This window comes from uncultured Allobosea sp. (assembly GCF_945956895.1).
GTDB lineage: Bacteria > Pseudomonadota > Alphaproteobacteria > Rhizobiales > Beijerinckiaceae > Allobosea.
Genome location: NZ_CAMFJF010000007.1, coordinates 100,852 through 116,880 on the forward strand (window position 1 = coordinate 100,852; position 16,029 = coordinate 116,880).

General features: G+C 66.1%; 18 protein-coding genes and 1 pseudogene. 8 read left to right on the plus strand and 11 right to left on the minus strand.

The features are described 5' to 3' along the window. Nucleotides 1-122: 122 nt before the first annotated feature. The 4 genes from Q0Q02_RS06705 to yidD all read right to left on the minus strand — a co-directional run bounded on the left by Q0Q02_RS06705 (nt 123) and on the right by yidD (nt 4,792). Complete coding sequence (locus Q0Q02_RS06705; protein WP_293807966.1) at nt 123-740, minus strand: GDYXXLXY domain-containing protein; 618 nt, start codon at nt 738-740, stop codon at nt 123-125. Next, nucleotides 740-2,029: a DUF2157 domain-containing protein gene (locus Q0Q02_RS06710; protein WP_293807968.1), complete on the minus strand. Its 1,290-nt coding sequence runs from the start codon at nt 2,027-2,029 to the stop codon at nt 740-742. The genes Q0Q02_RS06705 and Q0Q02_RS06710 overlap by 1 nt, the downstream gene beginning before the upstream one ends. Before the next feature lie 369 nt (nt 2,030-2,398). Beyond that, nucleotides 2,399-4,396, minus strand: a complete 1,998-nt coding sequence (thrS, locus tag Q0Q02_RS06715) for a threonine--tRNA ligase (protein WP_293807970.1) — start codon at nt 4,394-4,396, stop codon at nt 2,399-2,401. Between the two features lie 51 nt (nt 4,397-4,447). Then, nucleotides 4,448-4,792: a membrane protein insertion efficiency factor YidD gene (gene yidD, locus Q0Q02_RS06720; RefSeq protein ID WP_293808058.1), complete on the minus strand. Its 345-nt coding sequence runs from the start codon at nt 4,790-4,792 to the stop codon at nt 4,448-4,450. A 122-nt stretch (nt 4,793-4,914) separates the two neighbouring features. Between yidD and Q0Q02_RS06725 the strand changes: the two genes are divergently transcribed. Beyond that, entirely contained in the window at nt 4,915-5,658 is a 744-nt protein-coding gene (locus Q0Q02_RS06725; RefSeq protein WP_293807972.1) for a phosphatase PAP2 family protein, read from the plus strand. Here Q0Q02_RS06725 and Q0Q02_RS06730 read toward each other — a convergent pair whose 3' ends face one another. Beyond that, entirely contained in the window at nt 5,659-6,105 is a 447-nt protein-coding gene (locus Q0Q02_RS06730; RefSeq protein ID WP_293807974.1) for an iron-sulfur cluster assembly scaffold protein, read from the minus strand. A 184-nt stretch (nt 6,106-6,289) separates the two neighbouring features. On the opposite strand from Q0Q02_RS06730, the gene folE reads away from it, so the two are divergent. The 3 genes from folE to Q0Q02_RS06745 all read left to right on the plus strand — a co-directional run bounded on the left by folE (nt 6,290) and on the right by Q0Q02_RS06745 (nt 8,667). Next, on the plus strand, nt 6,290-6,934 hold the full coding sequence (gene folE, locus Q0Q02_RS06735; RefSeq protein ID WP_293807976.1) for a GTP cyclohydrolase I FolE: 645 nt from the start codon (nt 6,290-6,292) through the stop codon (nt 6,932-6,934). A gap of 145 nt (nt 6,935-7,079) precedes the next feature. Continuing rightward, complete coding sequence (gene hisI / locus Q0Q02_RS06740) at nt 7,080-7,487, plus strand: phosphoribosyl-AMP cyclohydrolase (RefSeq protein ID WP_293807978.1); 408 nt, start codon at nt 7,080-7,082, stop codon at nt 7,485-7,487. Nucleotides 7,488-7,689: 202 nt separating this feature from the next. Continuing rightward, a complete protein-coding gene (locus Q0Q02_RS06745; protein ID WP_293807980.1) occupies nt 7,690-8,667 on the plus strand; it encodes a patatin-like phospholipase family protein in 978 nt (325 codons plus the stop codon). A 25-nt stretch (nt 8,668-8,692) separates the two neighbouring features. On the opposite strand, the gene Q0Q02_RS06750 is transcribed toward Q0Q02_RS06745, so the two are convergent. Then, a complete protein-coding gene (locus Q0Q02_RS06750; RefSeq protein WP_293807982.1) occupies nt 8,693-9,124 on the minus strand; it encodes a CBS domain-containing protein in 432 nt (143 codons plus the stop codon). A 197-nt stretch (nt 9,125-9,321) separates the two neighbouring features. Beyond that, on the minus strand, nt 9,322-10,149 hold the full coding sequence (locus Q0Q02_RS06755) for a rhomboid family intramembrane serine protease (protein WP_293807984.1): 828 nt from the start codon (nt 10,147-10,149) through the stop codon (nt 9,322-9,324). Between the two features lie 401 nt (nt 10,150-10,550). Between Q0Q02_RS06755 and Q0Q02_RS06760 the strand changes: the two genes are divergently transcribed. After that, nucleotides 10,551-11,120, plus strand: coding sequence for a PAS domain-containing protein (locus tag Q0Q02_RS06760; RefSeq protein WP_293807985.1), 570 nt, complete (start codon nt 10,551-10,553; stop codon nt 11,118-11,120). A gap of 60 nt (nt 11,121-11,180) precedes the next feature. Then, entirely contained in the window at nt 11,181-11,795 is a 615-nt protein-coding gene (locus tag Q0Q02_RS06765) for a PilZ domain-containing protein (RefSeq protein ID WP_293807987.1), read from the plus strand. 197 nt (nt 11,796-11,992) lie between these two features. Here the strand turns inward: Q0Q02_RS06765 and Q0Q02_RS06770 are convergent. After that, nucleotides 11,993-12,624: pseudogene (locus tag Q0Q02_RS06770) on the minus strand (glutathione S-transferase family protein); the annotation flags it as partial. A gap of 366 nt (nt 12,625-12,990) precedes the next feature. On the opposite strand from Q0Q02_RS06770, the gene Q0Q02_RS06775 reads away from it, so the two are divergent. Next, nucleotides 12,991-13,626 (plus strand): transglutaminase-like cysteine peptidase, encoded by a 636-nt coding sequence (locus Q0Q02_RS06775; protein WP_293807989.1) that lies wholly within the window; start codon nt 12,991-12,993, stop codon nt 13,624-13,626. Between the two features lie 144 nt (nt 13,627-13,770). On the opposite strand, the gene Q0Q02_RS06780 is transcribed toward Q0Q02_RS06775, so the two are convergent. Together Q0Q02_RS06780 and Q0Q02_RS06785 are read right to left on the minus strand one after the other, a co-directional pair. Beyond that, nucleotides 13,771-14,301 (minus strand): gamma carbonic anhydrase family protein, encoded by a 531-nt coding sequence (locus Q0Q02_RS06780; RefSeq protein ID WP_293807991.1) that lies wholly within the window; start codon nt 14,299-14,301, stop codon nt 13,771-13,773. A gap of 54 nt (nt 14,302-14,355) precedes the next feature. Continuing rightward, nucleotides 14,356-14,682 carry a hypothetical protein gene (locus Q0Q02_RS06785; RefSeq protein ID WP_293808060.1) on the minus strand — a complete coding sequence of 109 codons (327 nt, stop codon included), beginning with the start codon at nt 14,680-14,682 and terminating at the stop codon, nt 14,356-14,358. 163 nt (nt 14,683-14,845) lie between these two features. Here Q0Q02_RS06785 and Q0Q02_RS06790 point away from each other — a divergent pair, with 163 nt between their 5' ends. After that, nucleotides 14,846-15,565, plus strand: a complete 720-nt coding sequence (locus Q0Q02_RS06790) for a hypothetical protein (RefSeq protein WP_293807993.1) — start codon at nt 14,846-14,848, stop codon at nt 15,563-15,565. Between the two features lie 174 nt (nt 15,566-15,739). On the opposite strand, the gene Q0Q02_RS06795 is transcribed toward Q0Q02_RS06790, so the two are convergent. Next, the gene (locus tag Q0Q02_RS06795) at nt 15,740-15,952 is read right to left on the minus strand and encodes a DUF3126 family protein (RefSeq protein ID WP_047578697.1); all 213 of its coding nucleotides are present in this window, start codon (nt 15,950-15,952) and stop codon (nt 15,740-15,742) included. Between the last annotated feature and the right edge of the window lie 77 nt (nt 15,953-16,029).

Sequence of the window (16,029 nt, forward strand, 5' to 3'; positions counted from 1 at the left end):
CCCAGTCCCCCTGGATTGCTTCGTCGCTTCGCTTCTCGCAATGACGGTGAAACCTGTCCGCACTGAGTGGACCGACGAGGGAAACAGTCCCCTCAAAGGGGCCCCGCTCCAGCTTCGCGATCTCAGTATGGCGGTTCGGCGTAGACCGGCTTGCCGTCGATCAGCAGGCGCTTGATCGCGGCTTCCCCCGACGACGAGACAGCGGCAACGACCTCGACCCGCGCCTTGTCGGTGGTCTCGATCGCCTTGCCCTCGCCCTGCGGCACGAAAAAGCTCTCGATCCCATAGGCGATGCGCAGGCGATTACGCTTGCCGCCGCAATCGAAGGTGCCATCCGCATTGGTGGCACAGGCCGAGGTGGAAATGACGCGCCCGGCAATCACCACCATGCCATCGCTAGCCTTGGGCCAATCGCGCGAAACGCCGGCCGCCTTGGCAAAGCCCTGCTCGTCCCGGCCCAGGCTGACATAGACCCGCTCGCCGCGCTCGAAACCCGCCTTGCCGGCCGTATCGGCATCGACCGTGCTGATCGGATAGGCCAGCACGACATAGTCGCCGCGGAAGAGATCGCGCGGATCGATCGGAACGGTCTTCAGGCGGATTTCGGTGCCGCCCCGCAGGATCTGCGCCCGCTGCTCCACAAGCGCGAACAGGACGAGCACCAGCAGCACCGCCGTCGCCAGCGCGCGCCAGAGCAGCGGCACCTTTCCGACAAGCGCATCAGCCGAGAGCGCGCGCATCAGGCGGCTTCCTTCTCAGGCGGGTTGAGGCGAGCGAAGAGGCGCCGCGCACCCGAGGCGATCGCGAGCAGCGCTGCGCCTGCAACGAGGAAGAACAGCGACTGGTCGAGCAGCGTGCCGATCGTCTGCCAGAGCAGGATCAGGATCGCGCCGCCGAACAGCACCGAGCCCGCCAATGCAAGCCGTCGGACGCCGCCGACCGACCCGGCCGCCACCAGCGCGGTCGCTGCCAGCAGGATGAGGCTCGCGACGATGATCTTGCCGGCCATGGCAGTGACGATGCCGGTCCAAAACACGGCAGGCACCAGCAATGCGAAGACAAGCCCGCCCGCCAACGGCCAGGAGAAGCGCCGCTCGCGGGCGAGCCCCGCCAGGCAGGCGACGGCCGGAACGGCCACGGCATAGGCCAGGAAGACGAAGCGGAAGGCATGCCCGGCCCGCGCCTCCTCGCGGTCGAGGATGCGGATCAATTCGACATTCAGCACCAGCACCAGCCCGAGCAGCCCCCAGGGCAGGCAGGCGGTCAGCACCGAGGGCAGACCCCGGTCGAGCGCCAACGCGCCCAGCGCCACATAGAACACGGCGAGCGCCAACCCATAGGCCAGGAGCCCGTAATCGAAGCGGTCGAACAGCCCATAGCCCGGCGCCATGGCGAGCCAGGCCGCAGCCGCCAGCACGACGAGGTGATGCACCAGCCGGTTGTCGCGCGACAGCGAGAGCCACAAGGCCGGCAGGTAGAAGATGAAGAAGCCGAGATGGGCGCCGCTGCGCGCCTCCTCCCAGCGCCCGCCGCTCCAGGCGCAGATCGCGATCAGCGCGATCGCCAGCGCACCGTTCGAACGCATCAGGAAGGCGGCGATCAGACCGCCGAGTGCGACCAGCAAGGCCCCGCCCGGCCAATCCGCCGGCAGATGGTACATCTGGCCGACCAGAGCGAGCCCGGCGCCGAAGATCAGCACGCCACATGTTACCGCGGCATCGGCACCGCGCGGCGAGCCCTGACGCTCCAGCCGGAACGCATAGGCGATGCAGGCCACGATGGCCGCGAGGATCATGCCGAGCTTGACGAGGCGCGGGATGTCCTCCCAGCCCGCTGCGACGAAAGCCGCGACGCTCGCCGCGATCAGCAGGCCGCCGAGCAGACCGAGCAGCGCCGGCAGGCGAATGCCGCCCTGCTCGCTCACGATCGAGCGCCGGATAGCCGCGGCATTCTCGGCGCTGAGCCAGCCTTCGGCGACCCAGCGAGGAAGATCGGCTTCGAGCCGCTTGCGATAGGAGCCTGTCAGCATCGCCGGCAGTCTGCCATGGCGGGGGCGGGATTCGCTAGAGCAACAGATTTTCTCGGAACCTCTGTCGTCATTCCGGGGCAGGCCGCAGGCCTGAGCCCGGAACCCAGAGCCGATGCTGTTACACGTTTGAGCGGCGACCTAACCGCGTCTTCTTGAAAAACAGCATCGGTTCTGGGTTCCGGGCTCTTCGCTGACGCGAAGCCCCGGAATGACGGCGTGGTTCCCTGCAAGCCCAACGGACTTCGGAGGAAACCTAGCCACTCGCCGTCATTGTCGGGCGAAGCAGAGCTCCGACCCGAGAATCTCCGGCAGAATAAGGCTGGTTTCCGAGATGGCCGGGTCAAGCCCGGCCATGACGGCGAGGTTCCGTCAGGCCACCTTCACGGCCTTCCGGCGCGCCAGATCCGGCGCCAGCGCCTCCTCGCCCAGCGCCGCGAGCGCCTCCGACAGTGTCATCACCGTCTGCGCCTGGCTGCCGAGGCGGCGGACCGTCACGGTCTTCTCCTCGGCCTCGCGCTTGCCGACGGCGAGGATGACCGGGACCTTGGCCAGCGAGTGCTCGCGCACCTTGTACGAGATTTTCTCGTTGCGCAGGTCGGCGCGGGCGCGCAGGCCGGCGCCCATCAGGGCCATCGTCACCTCCTCGGCATAGGCATCGGCCTCCGAGGTGATCGGGCAGACCACGATCTGCTCGGGCGCCAGCCAGAGCGGGAAATGCCCGGCATGGTGCTCGATCAGGATGCCGGTGAAGCGCTCCAGCGAGCCGCAGATGGCGCGGTGGACCATGACCGGCTGCTTCTTCTCGCCATCGGCGCCGATATAGAAGGCGCCGAACCGCTCCGGCAGGTTGAAGTCGACCTGCGTCGTGCCGCATTGCCAGTCGCGGCCGATAGCATCGCGCAGCACATACTCGAATTTCGGCCCGTAGAAGGCGCCCTCGCCCGGATTGATCTCGGTCTTGATCCGGTTGCCGGACTGCTTGGCGATCCGTTCCAGAACCTTGGTCATGACGTCCTCGGCATGGTCCCAGACCGCATCGGAGCCGACGCGCTTCTCGGGCCGCGTCGAGAGCTTGATGACGAGATCGTCGGTGAAGCCGAAATCCTCGTAGACCGAGAGGATCAGGTCGTTGATCTTCAGGCACTCGGCCGCGAGCTGCTCCTCGGTGCAGAAGATATGCGCGTCGTCCTGCGTGAAGCCGCGCACGCGCATCAGCCCATGCAGCGCGCCGGAGGGCTCGTAGCGATGGACGTTGCCGAATTCGGCAAGCCGGATCGGCAGATCGCGATAGCTCTTCAGACCGTGCTTGAAGATCTGGACATGGCCCGGGCAGTTCATCGGCTTCAGCGCGAAGACGCGATGGTCGCGCTCGGCATCGGCGGGATTCTCGAAAGCCGAGGCCGATTTCACCGCGAACATGTTGTCCTGGTACCAGCCCCAGTGGCCCGAGGTCTCCCAGAGCGACTTGTCGAGGATCTGCGGCGCGTTAACCTCCTCATAGTCGGCGGCGAGACGCCGGCGCATATAGGCGATGATCTCCTGGAACAGGCGCCAGCCCTTGGAGTGCCAGAACACGACGCCCGGCCCCTCCTCCTGGAAGTGGAACAGGTCCATCTCCCGGCCGAGCTTGCGGTGGTCGCGCTTCTCCGCCTCCTCGAGCTGCTTGAGATAGGCGTCGAGCTCTTCCTGCTTGGCGAAGGCGGTGCCGTAGATGCGGGTCAGCATCGCGTTGTTCGAGTCGCCGCGCCAATAGGCGCCGGCCGTCTTCATCAGCTTGAAGGCGTTGCCGACCTTGCCGACCGAGGTCATATGCGGGCCGCGGCAGAGATCGATCCACGCTCCTTGAGCATACATCTTCAGCGTCTGGTCGGCGGGGATCGCATCGACCAGCTCGACCTTGTAGGCCTCGCCCTTCCCGGCGAAGAAGTCCTTGGCCTTGTCGCGGCTCCAGACCTCCTTCGTGAAGGGTTTGTCGCGCGCGATAATCTCGCGCATCTTCTTCTCGATCGCCGGGAAATCCTCGGGCGTGAAGGGCTCGTTGCGGGCGAAATCGTAGAAGAACCCGTTCTCGATCACCGGGCCGATCGTGACCTGCGTGCCGGGAAACAGCTCCTGCACGGCCTCGGCGAGGACGTGGGCGGTGTCGTGCCGGATCAGCTCGAGCGCACGCGGATCCTCGCGGTTCAGGAGCTCGATCTTCGCGTCCGCGGTGATCGGGTCGGCGAGATCGACGACGGTGCCGTCGAGCGCCATCGCGACGGTGCGCTTCAGCAGGGAGGGAGAGATGCCCTTGGCGATCTCGACTCCGGTAATGCCGGAGGGGAACTCGCGCTTGGCGCCATCGGGAAATGTCAGGGAGATCGTCATGGATCGCTATCCTGCTCACTCGGGGATACAAGCCCCGTAAGACTAGGCCGGCTACGGATGTGAGGATTGCGTTCCGCCGCCCGTGGCCGGTTCGGCGTCGGAATCGAAAGCCGCCGGCACGTTTGTCCCGCGCCAGCGGCCATAGGCCCACGGCCTATACCACCTCGCCTCGGGCGGCAATGCCTCGCAGACGATATCGACGCCGCTCGTGCCCCAGGGGTTGCAACGGCAAATTCGCGCGAAGCCGACCCAACCACCGCGCCACAACCCGAAGCGCAGGATCGCCTCGTCGGTATAGGCCGAGCAGCTCGGCCAGTGCCGACAATGCCGCCCGACCAGCATGGACAAGCTCAGTTGATAGCCGCGGATGGCGAAATGAGCGCCCCGGCGCGGCAAAAATGCCAACCTTCGCAGGCGCGAAAATCTTTGCTTAACAAAGAGACGCTGGAATAGATCGTCTGCTTCGTTTCGTTCAGCCGCCACCAGAACCGCTTCCCTTGCTCGACCCCGGATACATGATGCGCGCCGCTCGCTTTCGCCAAGCCCTCGTTCGCCAGGCTCTTCTCGGCGCCGGTCTCGCGCTTGGCCTCGGCCTCGCCACGCCGGCCTTCGCCCAGCAGCGGCCGTACCTGCTCTGGCTCGACAGCGCCAAGCTCGACATCGCCCATATCATCGGCCTGCCGCCGGCGCAGAACAGCCCCGAGGCCAAGGCCGAGTTCGAGCAGGTGCAGCAGATCACGCAAGCCCGCACGCCGGAACGCGAGAAGCAGGCGATCGCCGATCAGCGCCAAGGGCTCGTAAATTTCCTGAACGGCATGGACACCCGCTATGTCGACGGCACCCATCGCGAGGTGCGGCTGCTCTTCCGCGAAGCGCAGGTCGAGCTTGGCATCCTCCTGAAAAGCGTCCACCGCCTGACCAGCCGCCAGCGTCCGTTCCAGCTCTGGGCGAAGGTCCGCGTCAAGCCCTGCCCCGGCGCCCGCCCGGAAGGCACCTCCTTCCCCTCCGCTCATGCCGCAACCGCCGCACTCTATGCGGAACTGCTGAAGACGGCCGTTCCCGAGATGGGCGACAAGCTGGAGGAGCGGGTGAAGAGCTACGGCGAGAGCCGTCTCGTCTGCGGCTTCCACTTCCCGAGCGATCTCGTCGCCGGCGACAAGGCCGGGCGCGCGGTCGCCAAGGCCCTGCTCGCCGAGAAGGCCTTCAGGACCCGTTTCGACGAGACGATTCCCGAGATCAAGGTCGCGTTCGGCGTGAAGTGATCAGGCTGCAGCCTCGCGCCGCTTCACCTCGATCTGTTCGATCGCATCGACGACCGCGTCGAAGGTGAGCATCGTCGAGGCGTGGCGCGCCTTGAAGTCGCGTACCGGCACGAGCACGGCGAGGTCCGCCCATTTGCCGTCGGGCGGGTCGGCATTCTCCTTCAGGATGGCGCGCGCCTGCTCGCGCACCTCCCGCAATTCAGCCGCCGTCGAGCCGACGACATGGCGCGCCATGATCGAGGACGAGGCCTGCCCCAGCGCGCAGGCCTTCACCTCGTGGCCGAAGCCGGTGACGACATCGCCCTCCATGGTGACATCGACTGTCACGGTCGAGCCGCATAGCTTCGAATGCGCGCGCGCCGTCGCATCGGGCGATGGCAGGCGCTGCAGCAGGGGGATGTTGGCGGCAAGCGAGAGGATGCGCTTGTTGTAGACGTCGTCCAGCATGGTTCGATCTCTCGCCAGTCTGGAATGACCGGCACGCAGACACAATATAGGGTTGATCGCCACAAAACGGGAGGGCATGGGAACCTCTTCCGCCGCGAGGCATCAAACTTGTCGCATCGGCCACGCAGCCGCAGCCCGCAAGGGCGGCTCGCGAGGTCTTCATCGTCCCAACGGGAGGCACCACATGATCCCTGTGGTTAAGTCCTTGTCCGTCGAGCGGGCTGTCGCCCCCTCCGCTGACAAGTTTCTGGTTCGCAAACCGACGCAGGAAGAGGCGGAAGCCGCAGTCCGCACGCTGCTGCTCTGGGCGGGCGACGACCCCTCGCGCGAGGGGCTGGCCGAAACGCCGCAGCGCGTCGTCAAGGCCTATAAGGAATTGTACAGGGGCTACGACGAGGATCCGCACGACATCCTCGACCGCGTCTTCGAGGAGGTCGACGGCTATCAGGACATGGTCCTGGTCCGCGACATCCCGTTCTATTCGCATTGCGAGCACCACATGGTGCCCTTCGTCGGCAAGGCGCATATCGGCTACTACCCGTCGAAAGGCGTGGTGGGCCTGTCGAAGCTCGCCCGCATCGTCGACGTCTATGCCCGCCGCCTGCAGACGCAGGAGACGATGACCGCCCAGATCGCCGACGTGATCGAGGAGGTGCTGGAGCCGCGCGGCGTCGCCATCCTCGTCGAGGCCGAGCACATGTGCATGTCGATGCGCGGCGTGCAGAAGCAAGGCTCCTCGACGATGACGACGCAATATCGCGGCGTCTTCCGGGATGATCCGGCCGAGCAGGTCCGCTTCTTCACGATGGTGAAGTCGCCAGGGCTTTGACCGCGCCGCCGGCCGCGCCGATGAGCAAGCCGTCATGCTCGGGCTTGACCCGAGCATCTCTCCCCAGAGATTCTCGGGTCTGCGCTTCGCTTCGCCCGGGAATGACGGCGGGGCCACACCGCAGCACGATCTCCCCGGAGCCGAGATGAGCCCCTTCCCCACTGAAACCAACAAGCACGCCCTGGAAGAGGGAACCGTGCTCAGCCCCCGATTCGATGCGAACGGCCTGGTGACGGTCGTCGCGACGGAAGCCGACAGCGGCGCGGTTCTGATGGTCGCGCATATGAATGCCGAGGCGCTAAAACGCTCGATCAAGACCGGCGAAGCCTGGTACTGGTCGCGCTCGCGTCAGGAGCTCTGGCACAAGGGCGCGACCTCCGGCCAGATCCAGACCATCGTCGAGATGCGGGTCGACTGCGACCAGGACGCGCTCTGGATCAAGGTGAAGGTCGGCGGCGACGGCGGCTGCTGCCACACCGGGCGCTGCTCCTGCTTCTACCGGCTCAAGCCGCTACGGGGCGAGGCGGAGAAACCGCTGATCCTCTGCGACTGACGGGGCTGACCCCGGCGCGCATCCGCAATGCCGCCGACATGCCTTCACGGTTTCGTCAAATACGGGCGATAATCGCCGGAGGCTGGCCGTTCATCTTTCGCTCATCGGCTTTTGAGACCCTCTCTATCCACGGAGGGACGAGCCCATGCGGTGGGATGGTGTCGCGCGGCGAGCCTTTGGTCTCGGCGGAGGTGGTGCCGCAATGAATGAGATGCGCCCGGTCGAGGGCCAGCCGGCCCTGGTCAGGCCGAAGATCGGCCTCGCGCTCGGCGGCGGCGCAGCCCGCGGCTGGGCCCATATCGGTGCGCTCGAAGTGCTGGTCGAGGCCGGCTTCCCCCCCGATGTCATCGCGGGAACCTCGATCGGCGCCGTGGTGGGCGGCTGTCTCGCCGCCGGCAAGCTGCCCGAGCTCACCGAATTCGCCACCAGCATGACCAAGCGCCGCATCGTCGGCCTGATGGATTTCCATATCGGCGGCGCCGGTCTGATCGCCGGCGGGCGCTTGAAACGCCTGCTGGATCAGCACCTGAACGGCATCCGGATCGAGGATCTGAACCATCGCTTCGTCGCCGTCGCGACCGAACTCGGCTTTGGCCACGAGATCTGGCTGACCCATGGCCCGCTGGTCGAGGCGTTGACCGCCTCCTACGCGCTGCCGGGCATCTTCGATCCGGTGAAGCTCGGCGGCCGCTGGCTGATGGACGGCGCGCTCGTCAATCCGGTTCCGGTCACCGCGGCACGCGCGCTCGGCGCCGATGTCGTGATCTGCGTCAACCTCAACAGCGACCTCACCGGCCGCGGCACCACCATCCAGGATCAGAGCTCCGACCCCGATCCGCTCGTGCCTGAATTGCGGATCCAGCCGGAGCCACGCTGGTATGACGGGATCAGCGGCGCGGCCAAGCGTGTCCGCAATATCGTCGGTCGCCCGGCCGAGAACCGCCCCGGCCTTGCCGGCGTGATGATCGATGCATTCAACATCACCCAGGACCGCATCTCGCGCTCGCGCCTGGCGGGCGATCCGCCCGACGTGATGATCGGCCCGAGGCTCGGCCGCATCGGACTGTTCGATTTCCACCGCGCCGCCGAGACGATCGAGCTCGGCAGGCAGGCCACGCGGCGCGCTCTGGACGACATCGCCGCCCTCGTCGCAGCCAACTACATCACGCCGGAGAGCTGACGCTCCCCGGCAGCTTCGCATTCCATCAGGCCATCGCGATGTAGTCGCGCATCGCCTGGCTCTCGGCCTCGATCGCGGCGACCCGGTGCTTCACCACGTCGCCGATCGAAACGATGCCGGTGACGCGCCCGTTCTCGACGACCGGAACATGACGGAAGCGCCCCGTCGTCATGATCTCCATCAGTTCGTCGACGCTGGTCTGCGGCCGGCAGGTCACGACCTTCGAGGTCATCGAGCGCGAGACCGCGCTCTCCAGAGCGCTGGAGCCCAATTCGCCGAGCGCCCGGATGATATCGCGTTCGGACAGGATGCCCACCAGCGCCCCGTCCGCTCCCATGACGACGACGGCGCCGATACGCTTCTCGCTCAGCGTGCGGATCGCCTCGGCCAGCGTCCGATGCGGCTGCACCGAGATCACATCGTGCCCCTTGCCGCTCAGCAACTGCTCGACATTCATGGACAGTCCCTCCTCGCAGGCGCGCCGTCGCCAGCGCGCGGTTTCGCTGGAACTCCGCGAGGGCCGGCAAAACTCCTCATGCCGGGCCGGCTCGGGAAGTGCTTCGCAATGATGCGAGTGTGGGCGAAGACCTTGGCGCAAGCAAGGTTCACGCAGAGAAACGCAAGCTCAGGCAGGGGACTGCCGCATCGCCTGCGTCAGCGGCCCTGCTGGCCCCGATCGAACAGCGGAAACAAGAGCAGGCCGACGACGAAACCGCCGATATGGGCCTCCCACGCGATGCTGGTCTCCTCGCCGAAGATCGGCACGAGCCCGGCACCGAACAGGATGTTCGTCACGAACCAGATGGCGATGAACAGGAGCGCCCGCGAATTGCGCCAGAGCTGCCCGAGCGGCGCGGCCGGAATCGCGCGAACCACCGCGTCGTTGCCGAGCTCGCCGAAGCGCAGGCCCGGCGCGAAGACGAAGCGGATCGCCGCTGCCGTCGCCCCCGAAATGCCGGCCGAAGCGCCGACCAGCGGCAGCACGTCGAGATCGCGCGACCACCAGTGCAGCAATGCGCCTCCGATCGTCGAGAGTGCCATCAGGTTCAGGAAACGTCCCGGCCCGAGCCGCCGGGCGACCGGGCTGCCGAAGGCAGCGAGCCAGACCGCGTTGGAGACGAGATGGAGCCAGGAGCCGTGCAGGAAGCCGTAGGTCAGGATCGTCCAGAGCCTGACCCCGCCATCCGCGAGCAGGAGCCTGACGAGTTGCAGCCGTTCGGCGACGTCCTGCCCCGCCGTGCTCTGCGCCATGGCGCCAACCACATCGTCGAGCCGCCCCGGCGACAGCCAGAGCGTCAATCGCGCCGGCACGAAGGCGAGCCAGGACATCAGCACGTAGTCGCCATAGTCAGACAGCAGCGAGCGGCCGGCCTGGATCAGAACCAGTACAGCCAGCAGCCAGACCACGACCGAAGGCAGGTTGAAGACGGGCTCGCGCCCCGGCGGGGAAGGACGTTGGGAAGAAGGATCTTGGGAAGCCATGCGGCCGTCACATTTGCCGATGCGCCCGCATGGCGCAAGCCGCTCTCAAATCACGAAAAAGGGGAGCGGCTCGCGCCGTCCCCTTTTTCGCCGGCTGTGACGCCGCCCGGTCATGCCGGACGGCAGGCTCACGCCCCCTCCACCTCGTCCTGCGCACGCTGTCGGCGCCCGCGAATTCCGACCCAATTCATGCGCATTTTAACGTTCATCCACAATCGCAAGACTTGGTTAACCCTAACAGCCCGGCTGCCTCCCCCGACTCAGCAGGGGGTGGCAAGACGGCACGGCGGATGCGTCCTCGATTCTTCCAGGGACTGATTCGTCCTCCTTTCGAACGGATCCGCGTCATCTTCGAACGCCGGGCCGCTCCAGGGAGAGACACCGGGCGATATGGGCACAGAATGAAGAACGCGAGCACACGTCTGGTTTTCGACTATTGGGACGCGCTGCGTGGCGAACGGGCCGCGCCGGAGCGTGGCGAGATCGAACCCGGAGCGTTGCGGCACGCCCTCGCGGACACCTTCGTCCTCGAGAACGAGCCGATCGGTCCGGTCTTCCGGCTGGCGGGAACACGGCTCTGCGCCCTGATCGGGCAGGAATTGCGTGGGCGCGCCTTCACGGCGCTCTGGCCCGATGTCGAGGCTCAGGGCGACATGCGCCGCCTCGTCCAGACCGTGATGGACGAGAGCGCCGGCGCGGTCGCAGGCCTGTCCGGCAAATCGGTCACCGGCACGCCGATCTATCTCGAACTGCTGTTGCTGCCTCTGCGCTATCGCGGGAGAACGCATGCCCGCGTGCTGGGCGCGCTGTCTCCCGCGCTGTCGCCGGACTGGCTCGGCCTCGACACGATCGAATCGATGCGGATGATCTCGCTCCGGATGCTCTGGCCTGCGGCGACCGCGCGCCCCCCCGTCGCGCCACGCCGTGCCGAGCCGCCCCGCCTTGTGGTATTACCGGGCGGGCGAGCCTGAGCAGAACGATCCGTTAACCCAACCCCGCCTAGGATCGCCAGGGAATCCAGGTCGGTATTGATGTTGAGCGCCCTCAAGACGCCCCGTACGGCTGCCTATCCTGCCGAGCGCAGGCGGCATCATCGTATGAAGGTCGTGCTGTTGGGCCGCTACATGCTGCCGAACCGCATGGAATATCCCTGTCAGACGATCGACATCTCGCCCGGCGGCGTCCATCTCGCCGCGCCGGCCAAGGCGAAGCCCGGCGAACGCGTCATCGTCTATCTCGAGCATCTCGGCCGCATCGAGGGCGCCTGCGTCCGCACCACGGCCGAAGGCTTCGCGATGACCATCACCGCGACCAGCCGCAAGCGCGAAAAATTCACCGCCCAACTGACCTGGCTTGCCAATCGCGAAGAACTGGGTCTGCCCGAAGATCGCCGCCACGAGCGCGTCGTGCCGCGCAACCCGCGCTCGACCCTGGTGATGGACGACGGCAGCGAGCATATCGTCCGCATCATCGACATCTCGCTTTCGGGCGCCGCCTTCTCCAGCGATCTCGACCTGCCGATCAACACGCCGGTTCGCCTGGGCACCACGCCGGCCCGCGTCGTGCGCCGTTTCGATGGCGGCTATGCCGCCGAATTCCGCTTCCCGCTCTCGGCCGATCTGCTCGACGAGAACCTGGAACTCTGAGGCCCGCTTCGCGGGGCTGCTTTCGGGCCTACCCACTTCACGGAAATACGCCGTCATCCCGGGCTTGCCCCGGGATCCATCGTGGAGCGCCGGAGCTCTATGATGGATCCCGGATCGGCGCGGCTTCGCCGCTTGTCCGGGATGACGACGCATTTCTGCAATAACGCAGCCGGCTCCAACTCTTGCATCGCGGCGCGCCGCTGTGCGTCCGCAGTCCTGAACAGCGCGGCCTGATCGGCCTGGGCCCTCCTGAAGGCCGGACGATCGGTCGCGCGAGCGATATAAGCCTCGGACGCCAGCCGGTTGCCGAAGGCACGAACCTTCTCGACCCGCAATACATGCGCCATCAGCAGGTCGGCGACGGTGAAGCGGCCGGCGGAAAGCCATTAGCGCTCGTTCAGGACCTGCTCGAGCTGATCGAGACGCTTGCCCATCCATCCCGTCAGTTGATTGTCGGCAGCCCCGGTGACGGTCAGGAACCACCAGGGCACGGCAACCATCTCGATCGAGTTGAGCGCGGCCAGCATCCATTGCAGCGTCTTGGCCTCTCCGACCGGGTCGAACGGCATCAGCTTCTCGCTCTTCCGGGCCGGATGCAGCGGCCCTGCCCCGCTCTCGAACAGCTTCACCTCGCCATCATCGTCCAGGGACGGGATCTGCCCGAAGGGCTGTCGTGCGAGGCGATTGGTCTCGCGACCATCGAAAGGAACCGTGCGGACATCATAAGGCGAGACCCGCCTCCTCGCAGGCCCAGCGCAGCCTGAAGTCGCGCACGAAGCCCCATACGGCTTCCGACACCTATCATAGTCCAGGTCGTCAGTTCGCTCATGGCGGCACGCCCTTGCCTGAAGCAGCCAACCGAGAACAATTCCCGTCGGAGGCCGGCGTTCCACTCAGGATACGGCACGCTAAAGGCCTCGATCTGCCGAAACCGGCGGAAAGCCGCCACCAATGCCCCTCGGCCGCACGTTAACGGATGCGTAGGTTAATCGCCCCTTTAAGCACAACAAACAATTAATGGTTACCAATTGGTTTTCCGATCGACGCAAATCATTACTTCCGGCTTTGAACAAGGTTGATCCTGATTTTTACTTGGAAGCGCTGGCGGCCGAATACATAAAATTGCACCTTTCTATTTCAGGCCGAATCCATCCGCCGCCGCGCATCGTCATCCCCGGGACAGAAAGGGGACGACATGTTTTCACTTCATCGCAATCTGATTGGTACCGCTCTCGCCGCCATGGTCGTCATGACCGGTGCAGGCACGGTCCGGGCTCAGGGCTCGGCCGGCATTCCCGTCGCAAGCCTTCCGGCCGAAGCCTCCGGCGACGCCCGGGCACCCTATGCCTGGGTCGACTTCTGCAAGCGCACGCCGGCCGAATGCCGTGTCGACACCCGCGAGGCCGAGCGGATCGAGCTGAACGCCAAGACCTGGAAGACGATCGTCGGCGTCAATAACAACGCCAACCGCGAGATCGAGGCGATCACCGACGAGGACCATTGGGGCGTCGTCGACCGCTGGGACATCCCGACCGACGGCAAGGGCGATTGCGAGGACTATGTGCTGCTGAAGCGCAAGCGCCTGGCCGAAGCTGGCCTGCCGCGCCGCGCCATGCTGGTCACCGTCGTGATCGACGAGGAGAATGCCGGCCACGCCGTGCTGATGATCCGCACCGATCGCGGCGACTTCATCCTCGACAACAAGCGCAATGCGATCCTGCCCTGGAGCCAGACCGGCTACGTCTACGTCAAGCGGGAGTCGCAGTACCGCACGGGCTGGACCTCGCTCGGCGGCGCGCAGACCCGGACGGTCGCTTCGGTGCGGCGATGATGAAGGCTTCCGCTGCCAGAGGCTGGCTGCGGTAACAAGGACGGCGAGGCTCGGTCACGTCCCCACCCACCCGTCCCCAAGGATCGGGTTTCGCCAGGGGCCGGCTTTCCTCAACGGGAAGCCGGCCCGCTTCATTTCGGGATGTCAGTCCAGCCGCTCGAGCCCGGCCGCGAACTGTCGCCAGCGCCGGACATAGGCTTGCGCCGAGGCGGTGATCCCCGCGGCCGCCTTGTCGTCGAGCGTCCGGATCGCGCGCGCCGGCGAGCCGACGATCAGCGAATTGTCGGGGAATTCCTTGCCTTCCGTCACCAGCGCATTGGCACCGACGAGGCTGTTGCGCCCGATCTTCGCGCCGTTGAGAACGGTCGCACCCATGCCGACGAGGCTGTTCTCGCCGATCGTGCAACCATGCAGGATGGCGCGATGGCCGATCGTGCAATTGGCGCCGACCGTCAGCGGGTAGCCCATGTCGGTATGGAGCACGCAGCCTTCCTGAAGATTGCTGCCCTCGCCGATCGTGATCCATTCGTTGTCGCCACGCAGCACCGCGCCGAACCAGATCCCCACTCCGGCCGCCAGCCTGACGCGCCCGATGACATGCGCATCGGGCGCGAGCCACCATTCGCCGGCTGCGGCGGTTTCCGGCCTGGTTCCATCGAGTGCATAGAGGGGCATCGGCTTGTCCTGACGGTTCGAGCCCTCAGGATTGCAGGCGGGCAGCGCCTTCCGTCAAGCGCCGAGGAGATGCAGCAGGTCGAGCACGACGCGCCCCGAGACCAGGCTCCAGATGCCGGCGCTCAGGCCCGCGAGCATGAGAAATGAGATCGGCCGCCCGTCGCTCTGCCTGCCCCGCACCGTGTTGCGCAGGATCAGGAACGGGGCGCTGAAGATGACCACCGGCACGCTGGCCACGGCGGCGAAGCCACCCGCTTGCAGCAACTTGAAATCGGCCCGCCGCTCCGTGAACAGCTCGAACGCGCTGGCGAGCAGCCCGGCAAAGGCGAAGCCGAGGAGCAGGGATTGCAGCGCCTCGACGACGGCGGGCTGGATGGTCACGAACACGAACTCTCGACCGGGGCGACGCCTCAGCCTGCCGCATGGCCTGTAAACAGTGAAGCACAGAGTTTACCGATGGTTAACCGTACCGGCCCGGTTATGGTTTACGCCGCATTAAGCCGTCGGTGATTCAGTGGTTGCCTGTTGAGAGCAAGGCACCGGAATGACCGCATCGCTGCCCTATCACCGGCCCGGCCATCAGGCCGCCCATCTGACCTCGATGGTGCGCATGCGCCTGCAGCAGCATGCTGCCCCGCTGCCGCGCGCGGACGGCGCGCTGCTGAAGGCGGTGCTCCTGATCCTAACGGCGGGCGCACTGGCGACGGCGCTGGCCGTCTACCTCACCCATCGCCGCGACGAACCCTCGACCGCGCCGCAGCCGGCTCGCGTCGGCGATGTCGCCCTGATGATCCCGAAGGACCTTTCCGGCCTCGATGATGAGGGCGAGACGAGCCGGCTCGTCGGCATGGTTCGCCTGCGCCTGGATTGGCCGAGCCTCGGCCCGGCCCGGCCGGACAACCGCAAGCGGCTCCTGGTCACGCTGAGCCCGCCCGACCGGGTCAACGAGCCGGCCCGGCAGCTCGCGACCTATGCCCGTTTCCTGACGCCGACGGTCTGGTCGAACCCCGGCGGCCTCGTGGTGCGCGGCTTCCGCAAGGGCTCGCCCTTCGAGCATGACGAGTTCTACGTCTCCGTGCCCGACGGAAAGGGGTTTGCCGCGCGTTGCCCGATCGAGACCGGCTCGGGCCTGGAAGAGCCTTGTCGCATCACGTTCCAGCATCGCGGCATGGACGTGAACATCCGCTTCCCCCGCGCCATCATCGCCGATTGGGCGGTGATGCTGGGAGGCGTCAGGCGGACGCTCGACGGGTTGATCCGGTAGAGAGGCTGATTCTCAGAGCCGGCAGGAAACATTCGCAGCCCTCATCCTGAGGAGCCATTCCCTCGGGAATGGCGTCTCGAAGGATGCTTCAGAAGTATCCGGAGCCTACTGGACCATCCTTCGAGACGCCGCGTTCCGCGGCTCCTCAGGATGAGGGCTCCAGCCTTCGGCTTCTCAATCCTCGAGATCGACGTCGAGGATCGCCATGGTGAAGTTGAAGGAGCGGTCGCCATCCTCGTCGTCGACATGGATGATGCCGATGAACTCCTCGCCCAGATAAACCTCGGCCGAGTCGGTCTTCTTCATCCGGGCACGAACGCTGATCGCGTGGTTGTTGAAGGTACGGCGCAGATAGCCTTCCAGCTTGGCGAGTTCTGTCTTGTCCACGATCCTGGGTCCTTTCGAATTGGCCGGGAGCGATGCCACGACAGGCCACGAAGGGCAAGCGAAAGCAGCCACTGCCG